Origin of the sequence: Bradyrhizobium sp. (assembly GCF_049519115.1) — a bacterium.
In the GTDB taxonomy this organism is placed as follows: domain Bacteria; phylum Pseudomonadota; class Alphaproteobacteria; order Rhizobiales; family Xanthobacteraceae; genus Bradyrhizobium.
Genome location: NZ_JBEKRB010000021.1, coordinates 50,870 through 68,147 on the forward strand (window position 1 = coordinate 50,870; position 17,278 = coordinate 68,147).

The 17,278-nt window shown below is 60.5% G+C and carries 20 protein-coding genes and 1 pseudogene; 10 read left to right on the top strand and 11 right to left on the bottom strand.

The genetic code is table 11. The annotated features are described in order from the left end of the window. The first annotated feature begins 11 nt into the window (after positions 1–11). Together ABSE61_RS17600 and ABSE61_RS17605 are read left to right on the top strand one after the other, a co-directional pair. Positions 12–611 (top strand): bifunctional transcriptional activator/DNA repair enzyme AdaA, encoded by a 600-nt coding sequence (locus tag ABSE61_RS17600; protein WP_423872401.1) that lies wholly within the window; start codon positions 12–14, stop codon positions 609–611. Continuing rightward, entirely contained in the window at positions 608–1,108 is a 501-nt protein-coding gene (locus ABSE61_RS17605; protein ID WP_423872402.1) for a PaaI family thioesterase, read from the top strand. The genes ABSE61_RS17600 and ABSE61_RS17605 overlap by 4 nt, the downstream gene beginning before the upstream one ends. Here the strand turns inward: ABSE61_RS17605 and ABSE61_RS17610 are convergent. From ABSE61_RS17610 to ABSE61_RS17620, 3 genes and pseudogenes are all read right to left on the bottom strand, one after another. Further along, a pseudogene (locus tag ABSE61_RS17610) lies at positions 1,105–2,179 on the bottom strand (EAL domain-containing protein); the annotation flags it as partial. The gene ABSE61_RS17605 and the pseudogene ABSE61_RS17610 sit on opposite strands and share 4 nt — an antisense overlap. A 23-nt stretch (positions 2,180–2,202) precedes the next feature. Beyond that, positions 2,203–2,667 (bottom strand): hypothetical protein, encoded by a 465-nt coding sequence (locus ABSE61_RS17615; protein WP_423872403.1) that lies wholly within the window; start codon positions 2,665–2,667, stop codon positions 2,203–2,205. 164 nt (positions 2,668–2,831) lie between these two features. Next, positions 2,832–3,893 carry an RgsD C-terminal domain-containing protein gene (locus ABSE61_RS17620; protein WP_423872404.1) on the bottom strand — a complete coding sequence of 354 codons (1,062 nt, stop codon included), beginning with the start codon at positions 3,891–3,893 and terminating at the stop codon, positions 2,832–2,834. A 233-nt stretch (positions 3,894–4,126) separates the two neighbouring features. Between ABSE61_RS17620 and ABSE61_RS17625 the strand changes: the two genes are divergently transcribed. Beyond that, positions 4,127–5,152, top strand: coding sequence for a patatin-like phospholipase family protein (locus tag ABSE61_RS17625; protein WP_423872405.1), 1,026 nt, complete (start codon positions 4,127–4,129; stop codon positions 5,150–5,152). 26 nt (positions 5,153–5,178) lie between these two features. On the opposite strand, the gene ABSE61_RS17630 is transcribed toward ABSE61_RS17625, so the two are convergent. Both ABSE61_RS17630 and ABSE61_RS17635 read right to left on the bottom strand, forming a co-directional pair. Further along, positions 5,179–5,607: a CBS domain-containing protein gene (locus ABSE61_RS17630; RefSeq protein WP_423872406.1), complete on the bottom strand. Its 429-nt coding sequence runs from the start codon at positions 5,605–5,607 to the stop codon at positions 5,179–5,181. Positions 5,608–5,813: 206 nt separating this feature from the next. Beyond that, positions 5,814–6,602: a rhomboid family intramembrane serine protease gene (locus tag ABSE61_RS17635; RefSeq protein WP_423872407.1), complete on the bottom strand. Its 789-nt coding sequence runs from the start codon at positions 6,600–6,602 to the stop codon at positions 5,814–5,816. Positions 6,603–6,758: 156 nt separating this feature from the next. On the opposite strand from ABSE61_RS17635, the gene ABSE61_RS17640 reads away from it, so the two are divergent. Genes ABSE61_RS17640 through ABSE61_RS17650 form a run of 3 tightly spaced genes read left to right on the top strand, consistent with a single transcriptional unit; the run spans position 6,759 to position 10,540 of the window. Next, entirely contained in the window at positions 6,759–7,811 is a 1,053-nt protein-coding gene (locus ABSE61_RS17640; RefSeq protein WP_423872408.1) for a sugar ABC transporter substrate-binding protein, read from the top strand. A gap of 47 nt (positions 7,812–7,858) precedes the next feature. Continuing rightward, positions 7,859–9,403, top strand: coding sequence for a sugar ABC transporter ATP-binding protein (locus tag ABSE61_RS17645; RefSeq protein ID WP_423872409.1), 1,545 nt, complete (start codon positions 7,859–7,861; stop codon positions 9,401–9,403). A gap of 6 nt (positions 9,404–9,409) precedes the next feature. Beyond that, complete coding sequence (locus tag ABSE61_RS17650) at positions 9,410–10,540, top strand: sugar ABC transporter permease (protein WP_423872410.1); 1,131 nt, start codon at positions 9,410–9,412, stop codon at positions 10,538–10,540. Positions 10,541–10,614: 74 nt separating this feature from the next. Here the strand turns inward: ABSE61_RS17650 and ABSE61_RS17655 are convergent, their stop codons facing one another. Then, complete coding sequence (locus ABSE61_RS17655; RefSeq protein ID WP_423872411.1) at positions 10,615–10,809, bottom strand: hypothetical protein; 195 nt, start codon at positions 10,807–10,809, stop codon at positions 10,615–10,617. A 614-nt stretch (positions 10,810–11,423) separates the two neighbouring features. Here ABSE61_RS17655 and ABSE61_RS17660 point away from each other — a divergent pair. From ABSE61_RS17660 to ABSE61_RS17675, 4 genes are all read left to right on the top strand, one after another. Further along, positions 11,424–11,666 (top strand): hypothetical protein, encoded by a 243-nt coding sequence (locus tag ABSE61_RS17660; protein ID WP_423872412.1) that lies wholly within the window; start codon positions 11,424–11,426, stop codon positions 11,664–11,666. Positions 11,667–11,764: 98 nt separating this feature from the next. Then, on the top strand, positions 11,765–11,977 hold the full coding sequence (locus tag ABSE61_RS17665; RefSeq protein WP_423872413.1) for a hypothetical protein: 213 nt from the start codon (positions 11,765–11,767) through the stop codon (positions 11,975–11,977). A 17-nt stretch (positions 11,978–11,994) separates the two neighbouring features. Then, positions 11,995–12,168, top strand: a complete 174-nt coding sequence (locus ABSE61_RS17670; protein WP_423872414.1) for a hypothetical protein — start codon at positions 11,995–11,997, stop codon at positions 12,166–12,168. Positions 12,169–12,599: 431 nt separating this feature from the next. Continuing rightward, on the top strand, positions 12,600–12,842 hold the full coding sequence (locus ABSE61_RS17675; protein ID WP_423872415.1) for a hypothetical protein: 243 nt from the start codon (positions 12,600–12,602) through the stop codon (positions 12,840–12,842). A gap of 1,412 nt (positions 12,843–14,254) precedes the next feature. Here the strand turns inward: ABSE61_RS17675 and ABSE61_RS17680 are convergent. The 5 genes from ABSE61_RS17680 to ABSE61_RS17700 all read right to left on the bottom strand — a co-directional run bounded on the left by ABSE61_RS17680 (position 14,255) and on the right by ABSE61_RS17700 (position 17,250). Continuing rightward, positions 14,255–14,911 (bottom strand): response regulator transcription factor, encoded by a 657-nt coding sequence (locus tag ABSE61_RS17680; RefSeq protein WP_423872416.1) that lies wholly within the window; start codon positions 14,909–14,911, stop codon positions 14,255–14,257. A gap of 210 nt (positions 14,912–15,121) precedes the next feature. Further along, positions 15,122–15,412: a hypothetical protein gene (locus tag ABSE61_RS17685; protein WP_423872417.1), complete on the bottom strand. Its 291-nt coding sequence runs from the start codon at positions 15,410–15,412 to the stop codon at positions 15,122–15,124. Between the two features lie 331 nt (positions 15,413–15,743). Then, positions 15,744–16,007, bottom strand: a complete 264-nt coding sequence (locus ABSE61_RS17690) for a helix-turn-helix transcriptional regulator (protein ID WP_423872418.1) — start codon at positions 16,005–16,007, stop codon at positions 15,744–15,746. Between the two features lie 275 nt (positions 16,008–16,282). Next, entirely contained in the window at positions 16,283–16,888 is a 606-nt protein-coding gene (locus ABSE61_RS17695) for a tyrosine-type recombinase/integrase (RefSeq protein ID WP_423872419.1), read from the bottom strand. Beyond that, positions 16,855–17,250 (bottom strand): hypothetical protein, encoded by a 396-nt coding sequence (locus ABSE61_RS17700; RefSeq protein WP_423872420.1) that lies wholly within the window; start codon positions 17,248–17,250, stop codon positions 16,855–16,857. The genes ABSE61_RS17695 and ABSE61_RS17700 overlap by 34 nt, the downstream gene beginning before the upstream one ends. Positions 17,251–17,278: the final 28 nt, after the last annotated feature.

Below are 17,278 nucleotides of genomic sequence, written 5' to 3' on the forward strand. Positions count from 1 at the left end.
TAGCGACGGCGATGCTCGACTTTGCCGCCCAATATGAAGCGTTTCAGCGCCGCGATCCGGCTTTTGACGGCGTTGTCTTCGTCGCCGTCAAGACCACCGGCGTCTTTTGCCGGCCGGTGTGCCTGGCGCGAACGCCATTTGCCCGCAATGTCGGCTTTTATCCAAGCGCAGCTGCGGCCGAGCGCGCCGGCTTTCGTCCGTGTCTGCGTTGCCGGCCTGAGAGCGCGCCGTTCTGTCCGGCCTGGAAAGGCACGCAGACCACGGTTGAGCGCGCGCTGAACCTGATCGAGAGGGGCGCGCTCGACCACGATAACATAGCTACCCTCGCCTCAAGACTCGGAATTGGTTCGCGTCATCTCACGCGGCTGTTTGGGCACCAGCTCGATGCCTCGCCGCTGCAGGTCGCGCTCTCGCTTCGCATCCAGAGCGCCAAACGTCTGCTCGATGACACCGATCTACCCGTCAACGAGGTGGCACGACACGCGGGGTTTTCGCACTCGAGACGCATGCGCGCGGCGTTCACGCGGCTCTACGGTCGACCGCCATCGGCGTTCCGTAAAACGCGCCATCGAAAATATGAAATCGAAAAACGCAAGGAGAGACGCTTGTGAACAATGCCGCGGCAAGAACCTACGGAACAGTGAGTCCGGAGGCACGCAAGGAAATAACGGGACTGGAGTTCGTGCAAGGCCTCGCCAACCGAACGTTGCCTCTGAATACGATCGCCAAAACCCTCGGCTATGACGTAACCGAGGCCGAGGCCGGACGCGTCGTCGTTACAATCCTGCCGACCGCCGATCACCTCAATCCGGCCGGCACGGTGCATGGCGGCCTGACGGCGACGCTGCTTGACAGCTGCATGGGGCTTGCTGTCCAAACGACGCTGGAAAAGGACATGAGCCAGACGACGCTTGAATTCAAGATTTCATTGCTGCGACCGATCACGCCCGAAACCGGCGAGGTCAAGGCCGAAGGGCTGGTCTTGAGCCGCGGCCGCCGGATCGGCACTGCCGAGGGACGCGTCACCGACGGGGCGGGACGCCTGCTTGCCCACGGCACGACGACCTGCCTGATTTTTCCGAGCGGACCGGCGCAGGCTCTCGGTTAAGCCGCCTGCGAGGCATGCCGGCCGAATCTCGATAACAGCGCTGCGACCTCGCCCGCCGGCTTGGCCGCGCTGAACAGGAATCCCTGCACCTCGTTGCAGCCTTCGTTGCGCAACCAGTCGAGCTGATCGACTGTCTCCACGCCTTCGGCCGTGGTGGTGATGTTGAGGCTGCGGCCAAGGCCGGAGATCGCGCGCACGATCGCGACGCAATCCGGCCGCTCGGCGAGATCCTTGACGAAGGAACGGTCGATCTTGATCTTGTCGAACGGGAAGCTTCTCAAGTAGCTGAGGCTGGAATAGCCGGTGCCGAAGTCGTCCATCGAGATGCGCACGCCGAGTTCGCGCAACTGATGCTGGATGGCGAGATTGGCTTCGGTTTCCGCCAGAAACACCGATTCGGTAATCTCAAGCTCGAGCCGCCGCGGCGACAGGCCGGAATGCGCCAGCGCCGAGATCACGGCCTGGACCAGATTGCGGCTGCGGAACTGTACCGCCGACAGGTTGACCGCGACCTTGACCTCATCAGGCCATTTGGCCGCCTCGCTGCAGGCTTCGCGCAATACCCATTCCCCGATCGACGTACAATACCGCGACGCGTTTGTTGCCGGTTTGCGCTTCCACCAGCGCCTCGCGCAGCCGCTCCTGGTAGAATTCGCGGTTGGGCAGGTCGGTCAGCCCGTCGTGATGGGCCATATAGGCAATGTGGGCCTCGGTCTGGCGCCGCTCGGTGATATCGACGATGGCGACGAGGTAGCCGTCATGCCCGTCGAACGTCACCCGCCGTCCGAAGGTCAGCACGTGGATTTCGCTGCCGTCGGCCTTGATGTGCCGCCAGTTACGGGTGGACTGATAGGCCTCCCCGATATGCAGCAGCGATTCCTGGTGGCTGATCCGCTCGTCTTCGGGCCAGATTTCATCGAGCTTCATGGCGAGAAATTTCTCGCGAGCGTAGCCGTAATGCTGGATCGCTGCGTCGTTGACGCCGAGAAACCGGTTGGTCTCGGCGCCGAACACCCACATCGGCATCGGATTGTTGTCGAACAACAGACGGAATGAAGCTTCACGCCGCTTCAAGGCAGTGACATCGGAAATTGTCAGCGCGAGAATGTCGCCGACGTCACGCCCAATTTCAGGCTTCGGTCGTCGCTGTCGATTTCAAACCGGTCCCCCTCGTCGCTTCGGACCACCGTCAGCAAACGCTCAACGACATGACCGGCGCTGAGAAGGCTGCGTCCGCCGCCAAGCCGCTGCCACAGCAATTCGACCGTCGGCAGCTTGAGCAGCCGCGCGGCGCCGTCATTGTGATGAACGATCTGGAAATCGAACGGGCGGCCTTCCGCGTCGCGGATCGCGGCCAGCGACAGCAAGAGGCCTTGCGGACCGTCCTTGAGCAGGACGATGTGATCGGCGAGCCGGCCGAGGCTTCCCAGCATCACGGCTTCGTAAGCCGGCAGTTTTTCACCCGGGCGCATCGCGGCCTGCCACTTGCGTTGCAGGACCGGGACATCATCGAACATCTCAGGTGCGGATTTTTCCGACGACTTCCTGGCAGCAAGCATGGCATTCCCCAAACGCGCAATTCTTAGCGCGCGCCATCAATGCGAGCGGCGCTTAAAGGGCTGTAAAAATTCCGCGTGGAGGAAGGGGACGCAGCGATTATGACAGTTTTAAATCGCGCGATGGTTAGTTCGCGTTAGAAACTATGACAGAGCATGTCCAAAAATCAGCGCGCGACGACTTCGACCTCACCGTCGACGCCGTTAACGACGTTGAAAGGACGCTCGTAAACCTTGCCTTCGTTCTTGGCGATCGCCCGGTATTCGCCTTCCGACAATATCACCTTGGGAAACGCTCCGATCGATTCCTTGATGACGTCGCCGCCCGGCGTGATCACCGACCACGCGGTGTTGGCCAGCGCTTCGCCGCCGCGGTCGCTGACGAGCTTGAGCGTGATCACGGCGGCGCGATGGGTGACGATAACGTCCGTCAGCTTGCCGGCCTGCACGCGAATGTCCGAGCGCACGACGGAGTTGGCATCGCCATAGTTGGAAATGATGTAGTAGGTGCCCTCCGGCAGCAATGCGACGTCGCCGGGTGCGACGCTCGGCACGAGAGAGCCGCGCTCGCCCGCCTCGAACTGGCTGCCCTTGTAGATCGCAAATGAAATCTGGTTCTGCGGAATCTTGGAGGCGCCGACGCGGCCCTCGATGCGCAGGCCGCCGGCGGGAAGGATGAAGGTTTCGCGGTAAGTCTCCGCCTTCAGCGTCATCGGCCGTATGGCGCTGACGAGGCCGAGCGCGACGTGGACGACGTAATTGCCGGGCGGCAGCACGACGTTCGGCGTCGCGCCACGGTCCTCGCGAACCAATTTCATATTGCCGGTCTCATCCGCCCGGTCGGAAAAAACGCGCCATACCAGCCCGCCGGTGACCGCGGGCAGGTCCTTGCCGAAACGCGCCGTCATCGCCAGCACGGCCTGGTTCGGCGTGGCCGCGCCGGGTGGCGGGGCTGGAACGGCCGGCGGCACCGCGGCAACCGAGGGCGGCGCGGTCAGTGACGGTGGCAAATTCGGGACAGATGCCGGACCGGTAGCTGGCGCCAAATTCATCGCGGGTCCGGCGGGCGGCTCGGGGACGGCCGCTGGCGGCACCGGTGGCGGCCGATCGCTGAACATTTGTGCCGAAACGGGGCCTAAAACCGCAAATCCCAAAAGCACGGCAAACGCCGGCGCCACGCGCCAACGCCCGCCCTGCCACCTGCGGCTACCCTGCCTTCCCCTGATCATGATGGATGCTTTTCACTGAAAACGCGGCAAATTCAAGCCTGCATTGGGCGAACAAGAAGGGATGGAACCGGCGCCGGCCACTTCCGTTACTCATACCGATTCGCCGCGGTCCCGTCACAATCTCACCCTCAACCCCGGCATAAACCATGCTTGTCAGCCATTCTGGCGGGGGCGGCCGTCTCGCGATAGCCTTCCCGCGCCTATCGGACCATTAGAACGAGATTGCTTTTAGCGTGTTTAATAACTGGATTGGACGAGGCCAGAACAACGGAGACGTCCGCGACAAGACCGCTGGCCGCCGACCGGTCATCGGACTTGCGCTCGGCGGCGGAGCGGCGCGCGGTTTTGCCCATATCGGCATCGTCAAGACGCTGATCGCCCACGGCATCGTCCCCAATGTCGTCGTCGGCACCTCGATCGGGGCTGTGGTCGGCGGCGCCTTTGCGGCCGGGCATCTCGACACGCTGGAGGAATGGGCGCGCGGCCTGCAACCGCGCAGTGTCCTTTCCTATCTCGACCTTAAGCTCAACGGCTCGGGCCTGATCGGCGGCGACAAGCTTGCCGCAGAGCTGGAGGCCGCGATGGGCCAAACCCTGATCGAGGACCTGCCGTTGAAATTCGCTACGGTCGCGACCGAGGTTCGCACCGGCCACGAAACCTGGGTCACCCACGGCCGGGTGGTGGATGCGATGCGGGCCTCGTATGCCCTGCCCGGCATCTTCGCGCCGGTTCTGATCGGCGACCGCTGGCTGGTCGACGGCGCGCTGGTCAATCCGGTGCCGGTCTCCGCCGCGCGAGCGCTGGGCGCCGAAATCGTGATCGCCGCCAACCTCTCCAGCGACATCTTTGCCCACTCCACCACGATCTATTCGCATGGCGCGTCCGCCTTGGTACGCGAAGAGGCCGTCGAAGCCGCCCCGCCGAAACGCGGCATCGGCAAGTTCTTCTCGGCGGAACGTGCCGTGAAACGCGAATTTTTCGGCAGCGCCGGACGGCCCGGCATTTCGTCCGTGATGGTCGACGCCTTCAACATCATGCAGGACCGTATCACCCGCGCTCGCCTCGCCGGCGACCCGCCGGATCTCTTGATCACGCCCCGGGTCGGTCAGATCGGCTGGTTCGATTTTCACCGCGCCGACGAATTGATCGCCTATGGCACGCGCGCCACCGAGCGTGCGATCGGCTCGATCCAGGAAGTGATCGAGGTTCTGGGCCCGACGCCGGTCATCCCGCCGACGACGCTCGACGAAGAACCTTAAGGGTTCACGCGAGCGCCGCGAACCGCTCAGGCGGTCTTGATATATTCGCGCAGCGCTTCCTGCTCGTGTTCGTATTCCCGCACCCGCCATTTGACGATGTCGCCGATCGAAATCAGGCCGACCACGCGCTCCCCCTCGAGGACCGGCAGGTGGCGGAATTTTCCAAGGGTCATCATCTCCATGATCTCACTGACGGTATCGGACTGCTTGCAACTCACGACCTTGCGCGTCATCACCGCGCTCACGGGCTCATCGAGGACGGCAGCGCCACGCTCGCCCAGCACGCGCACGATGTCGCGTTCCGACAAGATGCCCTCGATGCGGCCCGCGCTCATGACCAGCACGGCGCCGATCTTGCGCTCGCTCAGGATCTTGATCGCGGCCGTAAGTTTCTCCTCCGGCGGAACGCTCTGGATTTGGTGACCTTTGGTGTCGAGAATGGCACGTACCGTCATTGTCGTCTCCTTGAAGCCGATCGCGCCCTTGAACGAGCGCTTCTTGGTTTAGTTTTGAGTCTTCAAACAACAGTATAGCGCCGATTTAGTTGCGGGCGCCTGGATTGCAGATACGGCTTGAAAAGCACATCACGGCCTATGCCGTGCCGCTGTTTTGCAAATGATGAATGAAATCGTTCGGTCCCGCAAGCGAGCTGGAGAGAAAATCAGGACGACGCACTTGCAGCATCGGATGCCGCGCGGGGGACCGGATCGAACAGGGTAAACAACAAAAGTCCGGCCAGAAAACCGCCAATATGGGCCTGCCAGGCGACGCTGACGCCCTCTATGCCAATCGCAATCGATCCGAGACCAAACACGATATTGACGCCAAACCAGATCGCGAGAAAGGAAAGCACGCGGCGATCTCGCAAGGCGCGCCACAACGGCTGCGCGGGCACCTTGGCGGCGGCGTTCGCATCGCTGCGGTCAAAGGAGAGAAAGCTGCCGCGCACAAAGGCAAAGCGAATCGCGGCCGCCATGGCGCCGGAGACCGAGGCTGAGGCACCGATCATCGGCGCCAGCGCGTGCTCGTGGGTCACCAGATGCGCCAGCGCACCGGCGGCCGCCGTCACCGCCATGAAGATGAAAAACCGCAGGCTTCCGAAACGGCGCGCCAGCGCGCTGCCGAACGGCAACAGCCACAAGACGTTGAAACCGATATGGCTGATATTGGCGTGCAGCAGCGAATAGGTCACAAAGGTCCAGACCTTGGCGCCCTCCCCGCCGGGGATGCCGTCAACCAACAGCGTCAAGTCGTAACGCTTGGGGATGAATCCGAAGACGTCGATAATCCAGTTCTCGAGATCGTCCGGCAGCAGCACGTGCAAATGGAGCACCGCCAGCAGCACAATATAGGCGGTGAGCGCCCCCGGCAGCGTCAACAGCGGCTCGCGCGCGGGCGGAGCCGGCTCGGGCAAGGTTTCCGGCGGAAATTCTTCGGGTGGAGATTCCAAGGGGGTTAGCGACCTCGGCTTTTGCTTGCGATGCGCCCCATTAGAGGGTTTTGCGGCCAAGTGGAAGCTGGATCAGACCAAGCAGTTGCGATAGATCAATCGAACGCAACAAAAGCCGGAACGGCTAGGAAATAGGCCGTATGGGAGAGAAGCGCCATGGATTTTCACCGCAGAACCATGTTGCGCGGTCTTGCCTCGCTCGCTGTTCCATTTCCGGCTCTCGTCCGGCCGGCCGCGGCCGCCGACAAGGTCAAAATCGGCTTCCTCCTGAAGACCATGCAGGAGGAGCGCTACCAGCGCGACAAGGCCGCCTTTCTCGCCAAGGCCAAGGCCCTTGGCGCCGAGGTAATCTTCGATTCGGCCAACAACGACGAACAGACGCAACTGGCGGCATTCGAAAACATGCTGTCGCGCGGGGCGCAGGCGATCGTGCTGCAGCCGGTCAATACCGGCACCGCCGGCAGCATGGTCACCTCGGCCCGCAATAGCGGCGTCAAGGTGATCGGTTACGACGCCATGCTGGTCAACGGTCCGCTCGACGCCATGGCGATGCAGGATAGCTGGGCGGTCGGCAAGCTTCAGGCGGAAGCCATGGTGGCATGGCTGAAGGCGAAATATGGCGCCGTCAAAGGCAATGTTGTGCTGATCCGCGGACAGCCCGGCGATTCCAACGCAAATACCATGAGCAGCGGTGTCCTCGAGGTACTCAAGGCAAACCCCGAACTCAAGCTCGTCGCCGATCAGTCGCACGAGGGATGGTCACCCGACAAAGCGATGGCGACCATGGAAAATCTTTTGACCAAGTCCGGCAACAAGATCGACGCCGTGATCTGCAACAACTCCGGCATGGCGCGAGGCGTCATCGCCGCCCTCGACGGACAGGGGCTCGCCAGCGCCGAGAAGATTTTCGTCGCCGGCTCTGATGCCGATCTCGTCAACATTCAGTATGTCGCGCAAGGCAAGCAGGCCGTGGACATCTGGAAGAAGATCGATCCGCTGGCCGAGAGCGCGGCGGACATCGCGGTGAAGCTCGCAACCAACCCCGACAAGGAGGCGAAGTCCCTCTTCAAGGTCGACCGGACGATCAACAACGGCGCCGTCGACGTACCGACACTCGTGACGGAGGTCGTGCTGGTCGACAAGAACAATCTCGACCAGACGATCATTGCGGAGGGGTTTTACACCCACAAGCAGGTTTACGGAAAATAGGCGGCTGGTAGGGCGAGGGATTGTCGGAATTGTCTGAAGCGACGCACATGCCCCAAACCGCTTTGAAGATGGAGCACATCGTCAAGGAATTTTCGGGCATCAGGGCGCTAGACGATGTCACCTTCGAGGCCCGCGCCGGCGAGGTTCTGGCGCTGATGGGCGAGAATGGCGCCGGCAAATCGACGCTGATGAAAGTACTTGGCGGCGTGTGGCCCTATCCCTCTTACCAGGGCGATATTTTCATCAACGGAGAGAGGAAAAGGTTTCGCGGCACCCGCGAGGCCATGGATGCCGGCATCGCCGTCATCCATCAGGAGCTCAATCTCATCACTGAGCTCACCGTCGCCGAGAACATTTTTCTCGACCGCCAGCCGACCAACGCCTTCGGCGGCATCGATTGGCGCCGTTTGAATCTTGATGCCGAAGCGTTGCTCGGCGAGTTGGGAATTGTCGACATCAAGCCCACCGACCGGGTCAAGCACATCGCGGTCGGCAAGCAGCAGATGGTCGAGATCGCGAAAGCCCTATCGAAGCAGGCGAGCATCCTCATCCTCGATGAGCCGACATCGGCCCTGTCGGACAAGGAGGTTGCGGAGCTTTTCCGGGTGATCCGAGGCTTGCGGCAGGCCGGCGTCTGCATGTGCTACATCTCGCACAAGATGGAAGAAATCGCGGAGATTGCCGATCGCGTCGTGGTGCTGCGCGACGGACGGACGATCGGCGAGGCCGCCGCAATATCCGATATCACGCTCGATCAGATCATCGCCAGGATGGTCGGCCGCAAGCTCAAGGAGATGTATCCGCACAGCGTGCGTCAGCGCGGCGAAAAGGTTTTAGAGGTTCGAAATTTTGCCGTCGATCACCCTTCTTTGCCCGGCGAACGCAAGGTCAAGGACGTATCGCTCTCGGCCCATCGCGGTGAAATCCTCGGGCTTTGCGGCCTGATGGGCTCGGGCCGGACCACACTGGTATCCGGAATCTTTGGCGCTTTTCCCCAGGCCACCCATGGCGAGGTGCTGATCGAAGGCAGGACAGTCGATATCCGTTCGCCGGCTGATGCGATCCGTCACGGCATCGCGCTTCTGACCGAAGACCGCAAGGCGCTCGGCCTGTTCCTCGGCCAGCCCATTACCTTCAACACCACCGTCGCGTCGTTGCAGACAGTGAGCTCGCCGCCGGTCGGGATCATCGACAGCGGCAGGGAGCGTGCGCTGACCGAACAGTACGTCGCGCAGCTCGACATCAGGGCGGCAAGCGTCGACGCCCTTGTCGGAACGCTGAGCGGCGGCAACCAGCAAAAGGTGCTGCTGGCGCGATGGCTCAATGCCACGCCTAAGATCCTGATCCTGGACGAGCCGACCCGCGGCATCGACATCGGCGCCAAGGTCGAAATCCACAAGCTCCTGAACGCCCTCGCCGAGCAAGGTGTGGCGATTATCGTCATTTCTTCCGAACTCGAAGAGACCCTTGGCATGAGCGATCGGATACTGGTGATGAACGAGGGCCGTATCGTTTCGGAATTCGCGCGCGAGAACGCGAAGCGGGAAGTGATCATGGAATGGGCAACCGGCGCGCGGCGGGTGGAGAAGTAAACGACCATGCACCGCAATGGGGCAGTTCAATTCATCAAGACCAATGCGACGCTGATCGCGCTTGTGGTGCTGACGGTGGGGCTGGCGCTGATCGATCCGACCTTCCCCACCGCCCGCAATCTCTCCAACGTGGCACGACAGGTGACGATCGTCGGCATCATCGGCGTCGGGATGACGATGGTGATCCTGATCGCCGGCATCGATCTGTCGGTCGGTTCTGTCGTGGGCGTCGCGGCCGTGGTCGTGACGCTGCTGATGCAATATGGACTTGCCGCGTGGCTCGCCGTTCCCGTCACGCTGTTGATCGTCGGCGGTCTCATCGGACTTTGGAACGGCTTCTGGATCGCGCATTACCGCATCCCGCCATTCATCATCACGCTCGGCATGCTGACGATCGGGCGCGGCGTCGCCCTGTCGCTGTCCGGCGGCAGCTCCGTTCCGGTGGCCGATCCCTCCTTTGCCGCGCTCGGCAGCGCCTATATCCCGCCGGTGCCGACGCTGGTTCTGCTCGCGATCGCGGCGCTGATCGGCGCCACTACACTCATCAGGGCAGCCCGCGACAAGAGCAAAGCGAATACGCCGTCGCAGCTTGAACGAAGCCTGCCCGGCGTGGTCGCGACCGCGGCCGGATTATTACTCGCGGCCTATGTGTTCGGCTCAAGCGACGGCCTGCCGGTACCGGTCGCGATCTTCGTCGTGATTGCCAGCGCTGCGATCTTCGTTCTCGGCCGCACGAGGTTTGGCCGAAGGCTATATGCGCTCGGCGGCAACGAAGAGGCGGCCCGGCTTTCCGGTATCAACGTCTATCAAACGAAAATGATCGTCTACGTGGTGGTGTCCGTGCTCTCGGCGCTGTCGGGCATTCTTTTGGCGTCCCGGCTGAACGGCGCCTCCCCCAACCTCGGCACCATGTTCGAGCTCGACGCCATCGCCGCCGTGGTGATTGGCGGCACCAGCCTCGCGGGCGGCTCCGGCACGATCGGCGGCACGATCATCGGCGCGCTGATCATCGGCGTTCTGAACAACGGCATGAGCCTGCTCGGCGTCTCTTCGTTTTATCAGCTGATCATCAAGGGGCTCATCATCAGCCTCGCCGTCTGGTTCGACGTGCTGCAAAAGAAGAACTGGACAAACTGAGCACCGACCTGCGCGGAAAGATCGCCCGATCCAAGCCCTCGAGCGAACAGCAAAGAGACCGCCTCAAGGCAAGATCATTCGACCGGCAGGGATGCGTCGTTCCGCTTGGCGATGACTTGCCGGAATTTCGCCGCCAGGTCGTCGGTGTAACGCGCCAGCCCCTGATAAAACGCGCGGTTCGCTTCACCGGTCGCTTCTTCGGCAGACTTCTTGTACTGCGCGGCCTTGCGCTCGTACTTCTCAAGTTTGGCTTGAAGTTCACTCGACACGGGCACTACTCCACTCGATACGCTTCACGACGCAAGCCCAATGGTTGCCTCCCGCTCCGCCCGAAACGATGACTGGCTTAAGGCAATTTTGCAGCCGCCATGCGGCCCGCTTTTGGCACCAGCTTAGCGACCCCAGATCGTCACGTTGGGTCCACGTGTTGGGCAACTATTTGATGAAATGAGACAGGATTCTCGTGGGTTAACGTGCCCAGGAAAGGTCCCGGCGGGGGTTTAATTCAGCCGCCGGCATCCCCACATATGGGCGATGACACAGTGGCAACCTCCCAAGCGGGAACCGAAGAAAACCAAGGCTGAGCTGTACGAGATGCTGGCTGAGGCCGTACGCAACACGCAGGTCGAGAATGAGCGTGTGCAACGGCCCAAAAAAGTGAAAGCAGCCTAGCTTTTGTCGGGAGCACCAGAATTTCCGCTGGTGCGCCCCAATTAGCCAATCCGGCAACAGTCCTGACGCGATCGGCCTTCACGCCGGCGCGCTGTGTGTTGATTTGTGCCACACGCAAACGCAGCAAGCGCTTAATACCGCCTCGAGGGAACTTTCCTGCCTGCGGCGGTATTGTGATTGAGCAGGCAAGTCGCCTCGCGAAGGAGGCGCCGTGCTCATACCCTTTATTCGGCTCACTATCGAAGCCAACGAGGTCATCGGCCTGAGAATGATGAAGATCATTTCAGGCGGTCCTGACGCGATGACCGAGATACAGCTGATGATCACCGAGAAAATCAACGCCTCTGCCGAAGCTGGAACAAGCTTGATCTTCGGCCACAGCCCGACGGCGGTAGTCGCCAGAGTCCGCGAGCACGTTGCGAACAATCAGCGCCGGCTTTCAGCGCCCTCGTAGCCATCACTGAGCGGCAGCTCCAAAGGAGCGCGGCTCAATTCATCACCCGTTTACAAGAGCACCCTAAGACGCACCCAAATGACGTGGGTTGCGATTCGATGAATAATTTGAAACGGGAATTTGATGCCTCGACCGTCGCCATGATGCGGCAGGCGATGAACGAAGTTGTGGCGGATCGACGCTTCCTGATCTGTCAGTCCGTCACGCCGCTGGAGGTAGCGGAGCATATCCTTGAGCAAGCCGCGTCCGGCGAACGCGACCTCGACCGGCTGAAAATCTCGGTATTCGAAAAGCTGAGCGACGCTGCCTGAGCTATCGGAGAAGCAACATGAGTCTAGGCATCCCCGGGGAATTTTGCGCCGGCTTGATCGAGCGGGGTCTCGTCTTGATCATGGGCAACGCTATGCCACCCCGAGATCCTGATGAAGATGACGACGAGGACGACGACGAAGAGGACCACGACGATGAACCGCCGGTCGTGCGCGAGCCGGACGAAGATTAGAGCACGGTCACGGTAGCCGTCGCATCGTGAAGCGGCCCTCGCCTGTATGGTGGCTAACGGCCCCCCTACCTGGCTGGAAGTCTTGACACGGGCGCCCTCGGCACGCCGCGCACCCCGACCGATTCTTATGCGCATAGGACTCGACGTTAAACCTAATCAAAAAGCTTAATCAGCACTTTTTCCCGCGGCGCACTATGGCTGCGCTATCGTTGTCTCACCGATCACTAACTGTTGGAGGTGATCCATGAGAGATAAAAAGGACTCCGCGCAACAAGACGCCGGGCGGACTTTTCAGCGTGGCCCTAAGCCGGTCGCGACTGAATATGAAAAGGTGCAGGAAGCCTTCCGGAAAAATTTCGAGCGGTTGAAGGCGGAGCGTTTGGCTAGGGAAGCGGTGAAGTCAGACGACAAATAGCAGCGAGGGACTAAAATTGGCAAAAGACAGTTACGCGAGGCCGCAAAAAAATACCAAGACCGAGCTATACCTGATGCTGGCCGAAGCGGTCCGCAACACGCAACAGCAACCGGTCAACACGCAACCTGAGCCGGTCCGCGACGTGCAGCGCGAGCCGAAGCGCAAGATGCGACCCGCGCCGAAACGGCCTGCTAAAAATAAAAGCGTTCGAGCGTCTGCTAGCCGCAAGTCACGGCCTAAATCAAAATCTCGCCGCTAGGAGTATCGTTTCGTCAGCCTTTTGGGGTGCTTAAGAAGCATACGCTTGGCCTTCGCCTCCGAGCGTTTTTTGATCTCGGCCTTGATTTTTTCAATCAGGGTTATTGCTTCTGACTTCTGAATCTTAAGGGTGGAGTTCACGTGCGCGCCCTCCGAAAAACTCTCCTTATCAGGCTAGTCCCGTTTGGCCACAAACGCAAAAGCCGCCAAGGTTTCCCTCGACGGCTTGTGCCGTTGCTTTGCGCTTGCCTAGAGGTCTGCTGCGCCGAGCGGTGCTCGAACGTAGCCCAAGCCTGCTAGCCACAGGACGCATGCCTTCATCCTAAGGAGGCAGTCGATGCGTCGCCTGTATGTCGGGGCGAACGTACCCCGATGCGAGATGCTGTCACCGGTGACGGCCCTTATCAAGCCAGCGGTGCTGTCCTATCGATGAAATGGAAAAGGGCTACCCTTGCGAGCCGCCCCTCTGGTGGTCGTTAGTTGTGATCTTAGGTCTTTATATTTCGCATCAACTCTGCGAGCCATTTCGCGCGCACCAGGTCGTGTTCCGTAGCACGTCGTAGGCCCTCATAGGTCGCTGCATTATTTACGACGTCCAAGTCTCCTAACGTTGCTAACGCGCGCCACTCCGCGCGACGCGCAATACGAAACGCCAACTCGTCCGCCGGATTATCGATTTTGTGGTGGTATTAAGAGCTGAGCCAAAAGGTCTTCTTCTGCCTCGGCGGCTTCGGTGGCGCACTTCAGACGTGTTTGATAGCGAAGGGCGCTGTCTGTCTTCTCGACACGGTCACCCGTGGGTGAAGCCGGGGGTAACCCGCCAAAAATCGTAAATTACTCAATAAAACAATTGAGGGAGGGCTCTGAGAAAGCCCTCCCTCGATGGATGCTGACCCTGAAGTTACGCGGGGCACGCCGGGGGTTTGATCCCCACCGCTTCCCGCGCAAGCGGCCAATCTGTTCGACGCCTGGTGTCTTTGCCGGGCCTTTAAGAAACCCGGCGGAGTAATCTGGTGAAGCGACACTAGCAGGCTCTCCGGCCGCACCAAGCCCATCGTTAATTTAACGTTAACCGGCGCTCCCTCTCAAAACGCTTTAAGGCATTGCTGTGAAAGCGAAATTTTGGTGCCCGGTTATATGAAAGGGCACGCGAATAACAGAAATCAGGGGTGATTAGTTATTTGGCCGGACTTGGTTTGGTCCATTGGCAGGCGTCCGCGGATGCGCCTGACGCGCTGGGCTGCATCACCTTGCCCTTCGCTAGCTAGAAGACGCACCGGCAGTCAGCTAGTCTAGATGTAGCATGGTCGCGCTTTAGAGCTGCGGAGATCCGATATGGGGAAAGCGGAATGCGTCGCGTGCGCGTATTCGGATCGAACGCCGACCAACTCTCCGGCCACCCAGCGATTCACCTTAAGAGGCGGGCGAATTTTTGCCGCTCGATTTGCTTTCGAGATTCGGTTGCAAGACATTCAGCATTAACTGGGCAATGGATTTAACATTAGCCTTTTTCATAATGTTCAAACGGTGGGTCTCGACTGTTCGCGGACTCAACCCCAGTCGCCGTGCAATTTCTTTGTTCGTTTCGCCCGAAAGCAATTCGTTGAGTATTTCCCCTTCTCGACGCGTCAGCACTTGCCATGCGGAAAAACTGTTGGAATCGATCGCGAGGCGGGCCGCTGTTCGATATGCCCTTGCTTTTGCGATTGTCCGTTCAATTCGGTCGATTCGGTCGATTATTTCATTGGCTTTGAACGGCTTCTGGATGAAGTCAGCGGCCCCGTTTTGCAGTGCTTCTACGGCAATCTCTATGCTTCCATAGCCTGAAATCAATATGACAGGCGCTAGATAATCCTCACCCTGCAGTTCGCTTAATATTTCCATACCGGATTTGCCGGGAAGCCTAAGATCGAGGAGAATACACAGCGGATATTTTTCGCGGGCGCGAGCAATAAGCGCACCCCCGTCTGCGAAACAAATGGGCTGATAACCGGCTCTGTCCAAAATAACCGACAGTGTCTTCCGGACGAGGGCGTCGTCTTCCAGGATATAGATTTCACGTGATTTCATGTTCTCTCAATGCGTTCAAACTCCAACGCCGATTTGCAAATTCAATGACGACTCAATGTCAGCAAAGTATTGGCTCTCTCAAAGTGTGTCTTGAGATTCATCAACCTCCCGTATTACTACGGGCTTTGATTGAGCCATGCATGGGTCTCTACCTGTAGACCACACCACCCTCTGCACCGGAGAAAGAGAACGGGGACAACACGGTTGAGCCTATCCAGCTTGGCCACGATGATCGGCGCCTTGTGCCGCTTGGCGACACTTCTTCTCCGTCCTGACATCGCCGAATACGGCGAACTTCATGAGGGGCAACTTGCCCTTGTCGGGACCGACTGTCTCCAGCATCCGCTGCTTGATTTGCGGGAGCGTTAGGGTCTCCTGCCGCTGGCTCCGGGCGAGTTTGTTCTGGAAGAATGTGACGCGGTGCGCCGCCGTATCGATTTCGGTTGGTTTCGCCGACGCATCGCGCAGGGATGGACGCGGCAGTTGTTCGGGCACGGTCATGACCGCACCTGCTCGATCAGGAGCTGCTCGGCAATCCTTCCGATTTGCGGGTCCATCTCTCCCAATGCAGAGAACAACGCTCCGCAAACGCCCTCGTCGTAGTACCACGGCCTGCGTGAATGGATGTGACCAGAAAAACACCCGCAACCGGTGACGTTCCGCGATCATCTTAACCAGGACGCCGATGGCGCGGTCAGGGTCGGCCGGTAGTTGCTTGATCCGGATCTCGGTGTCCGTGCAGTGGCGCAGGCGGTAGTCCGCGCGGTCGTCGGCCATTCAACCGCACGGAAAAAAAGTCCAAGGGCGCGGGAGCACCTTGAGCCGGATCAGATCAACTCGGCGGTTGACGCGTGCTGACGCTCGGCAAGAGCCACGCCTTTACGTCACCGCGCTTGTATCTGATGACTTGGGGCGCGAGCCTCACGAACGGCGGGCCGTAGCCCTTGGAGCGGCCGATCTCGAACCACTGCGTAGAGCAGCGAAACCAAGTGGCCATCTCGGGGGTCGACAGCATTTCGTCGTCGCTGCCGACTCCGCTATCGCTGATCGCGCGTGCGTAGGCGTCTATGTGGTGATGTCGGGGTTTATAGTTCACGACAGGTCTCCCAAATCCCTTGGGAGCGCCGGCGGCAAAATAAAAAAGGCCGCCCAGCGCTCGTAGCGCGTGGACGACCTTTCATTCATTTGGGCCCTGACACCCACACTGGCTCTTGCCAGAAAGACCGCATCTTCCGTTGGGTACGGTGGAATGGACCGTTTCGACAACACCGCACCGCAGTTGCTATCAGGAGCCTGGGTGGGCTAGCTCTGAAAATAGAACCGATCGACGACGAAGTAAATTATTATTTTTCGTTACCTCGTGCTGCCACGTCACAGCCTCGCGACGTTCGGCGCAGCGACGGCTTCCACGGCGCAAAGCAGCTTGATCTTATCGCAGACCTTCTGAGCCGCCTCACGCCGTCGCTCGGTTGCCATCTGGACATAACCTTCCGTCACGCCACTGCCGATGCTGTGATTGATCAGGCACTTTAGCGCGATGGGGCTGATGTCGCAGCCCTCGGCAATCGTGCAAAAAGTTCTACGAAGATCGTGCGCTGAAATGACTATCCCCGTTGCCGTCGCGACGGCAGCCAAGCCAGTGTCGGAGATGCGACCGCTCTCGCCTGCGCCCGGAAACACGAAGCCGGTGTTGCCGAGCGCGCGTCGGGCCACGAGCATGTCGCGGACCACGTCGTTCATCGGCAGGCTCAGCGCCCTGCCCGCCTTCGTGCGCACCGCAGGCAACCCGATGACCCGCTCCGCGAAATCGATGTCGGTCCAGCGCAGGGTTGCTGCCTCGCCCCGCCTGAGGCCGGTGAATAACAGGAGCAGGACGTAATCCCGCGCGATGGCGTTGCGCAGGTTCGTCACGCCCTTGTAAAACTTCGGGAGCTCGTCCGCCCTCACCAACCTCGTATGCGCGGCTCGGCGTACCATTGCCGCTTCAAACGCCGCACGGGGTTGGGCGGCAGGTCAGGCATCCGCTCGGCGGCAAAATTCCAAAGTATCCTGAACACCCGCATCGAGTAGTTCGCGGTCGAGGTGCCGTCGTAGCGGCGGCTACCGACCACCCTGCTCGTCGCTGCGGCCAAGGCGCGGTGCCGCTCCTCGATCATCTCGCCGGTGATGTCCTTGAGTTGCAGGTCAAGCCACGGCTCCAGCGTCCCCTCAATCTGCCGATACATGCGAACGCTCGCGGGCCTCAAATTTTTGCGGGCGGCCAGGTAGGCTTCCAGCGTCTCCCGCAGTGTGCTCACCTTGCGCTTGGGGTCGATGCCGCGACGCAGATCGTTGATCATGTCGGCGGCCTGCTCGCGCGCCGCTTCC

Bases quoted from the DNA above. Each gene is read 5' to 3' on its own strand.
- ABSE61_RS17630 (WP_423872406.1), bottom strand. From the start codon at position 5,607: ATGACGGTACGTGCCATTCTCGACACCAAAGGTCACCAAATCCAGAGC.
- ABSE61_RS17680 (WP_423872416.1), bottom strand. From the start codon at position 14,911: ATGAAATCACGTGAAATCTATATCCTGGAAGACGACGCCCTCGTCCGG.
- ABSE61_RS17640 (WP_423872408.1), top strand. From the start codon at position 6,759: ATGGATTTTCACCGCAGAACCATGTTGCGCGGTCTTGCCTCGCTCGCT.
- ABSE61_RS17620 (WP_423872404.1), bottom strand. From the start codon at position 3,893: ATGATCAGGGGAAGGCAGGGTAGCCGCAGGTGGCAGGGCGGGCGTTGG.
- ABSE61_RS17600 (WP_423872401.1), top strand. From the start codon at position 12: ATGCTCGACTTTGCCGCCCAATATGAAGCGTTTCAGCGCCGCGATCCG.
- ABSE61_RS17665 (WP_423872413.1), top strand. From the start codon at position 11,765: ATGAATAATTTGAAACGGGAATTTGATGCCTCGACCGTCGCCATGATG.
- ABSE61_RS17695 (WP_423872419.1), bottom strand. From the start codon at position 16,888: ATGGTACGCCGAGCCGCGCATACGAGGTTGGTGAGGGCGGACGAGCTC.
- ABSE61_RS17700 (WP_423872420.1), bottom strand. From the start codon at position 17,250: ATGATCAACGATCTGCGTCGCGGCATCGACCCCAAGCGCAAGGTGAGC.
- ABSE61_RS17670 (WP_423872414.1), top strand. From the start codon at position 11,995: ATGAGTCTAGGCATCCCCGGGGAATTTTGCGCCGGCTTGATCGAGCGG.
- ABSE61_RS17650 (WP_423872410.1), top strand. From the start codon at position 9,410: ATGCACCGCAATGGGGCAGTTCAATTCATCAAGACCAATGCGACGCTG.
- ABSE61_RS17615 (WP_423872403.1), bottom strand. From the start codon at position 2,667: ATGCTTGCTGCCAGGAAGTCGTCGGAAAAATCCGCACCTGAGATGTTC.
- ABSE61_RS17685 (WP_423872417.1), bottom strand. From the start codon at position 15,412: ATGACCGTGCCCGAACAACTGCCGCGTCCATCCCTGCGCGATGCGTCG.
- ABSE61_RS17645 (WP_423872409.1), top strand. From the start codon at position 7,859: ATGCCCCAAACCGCTTTGAAGATGGAGCACATCGTCAAGGAATTTTCG.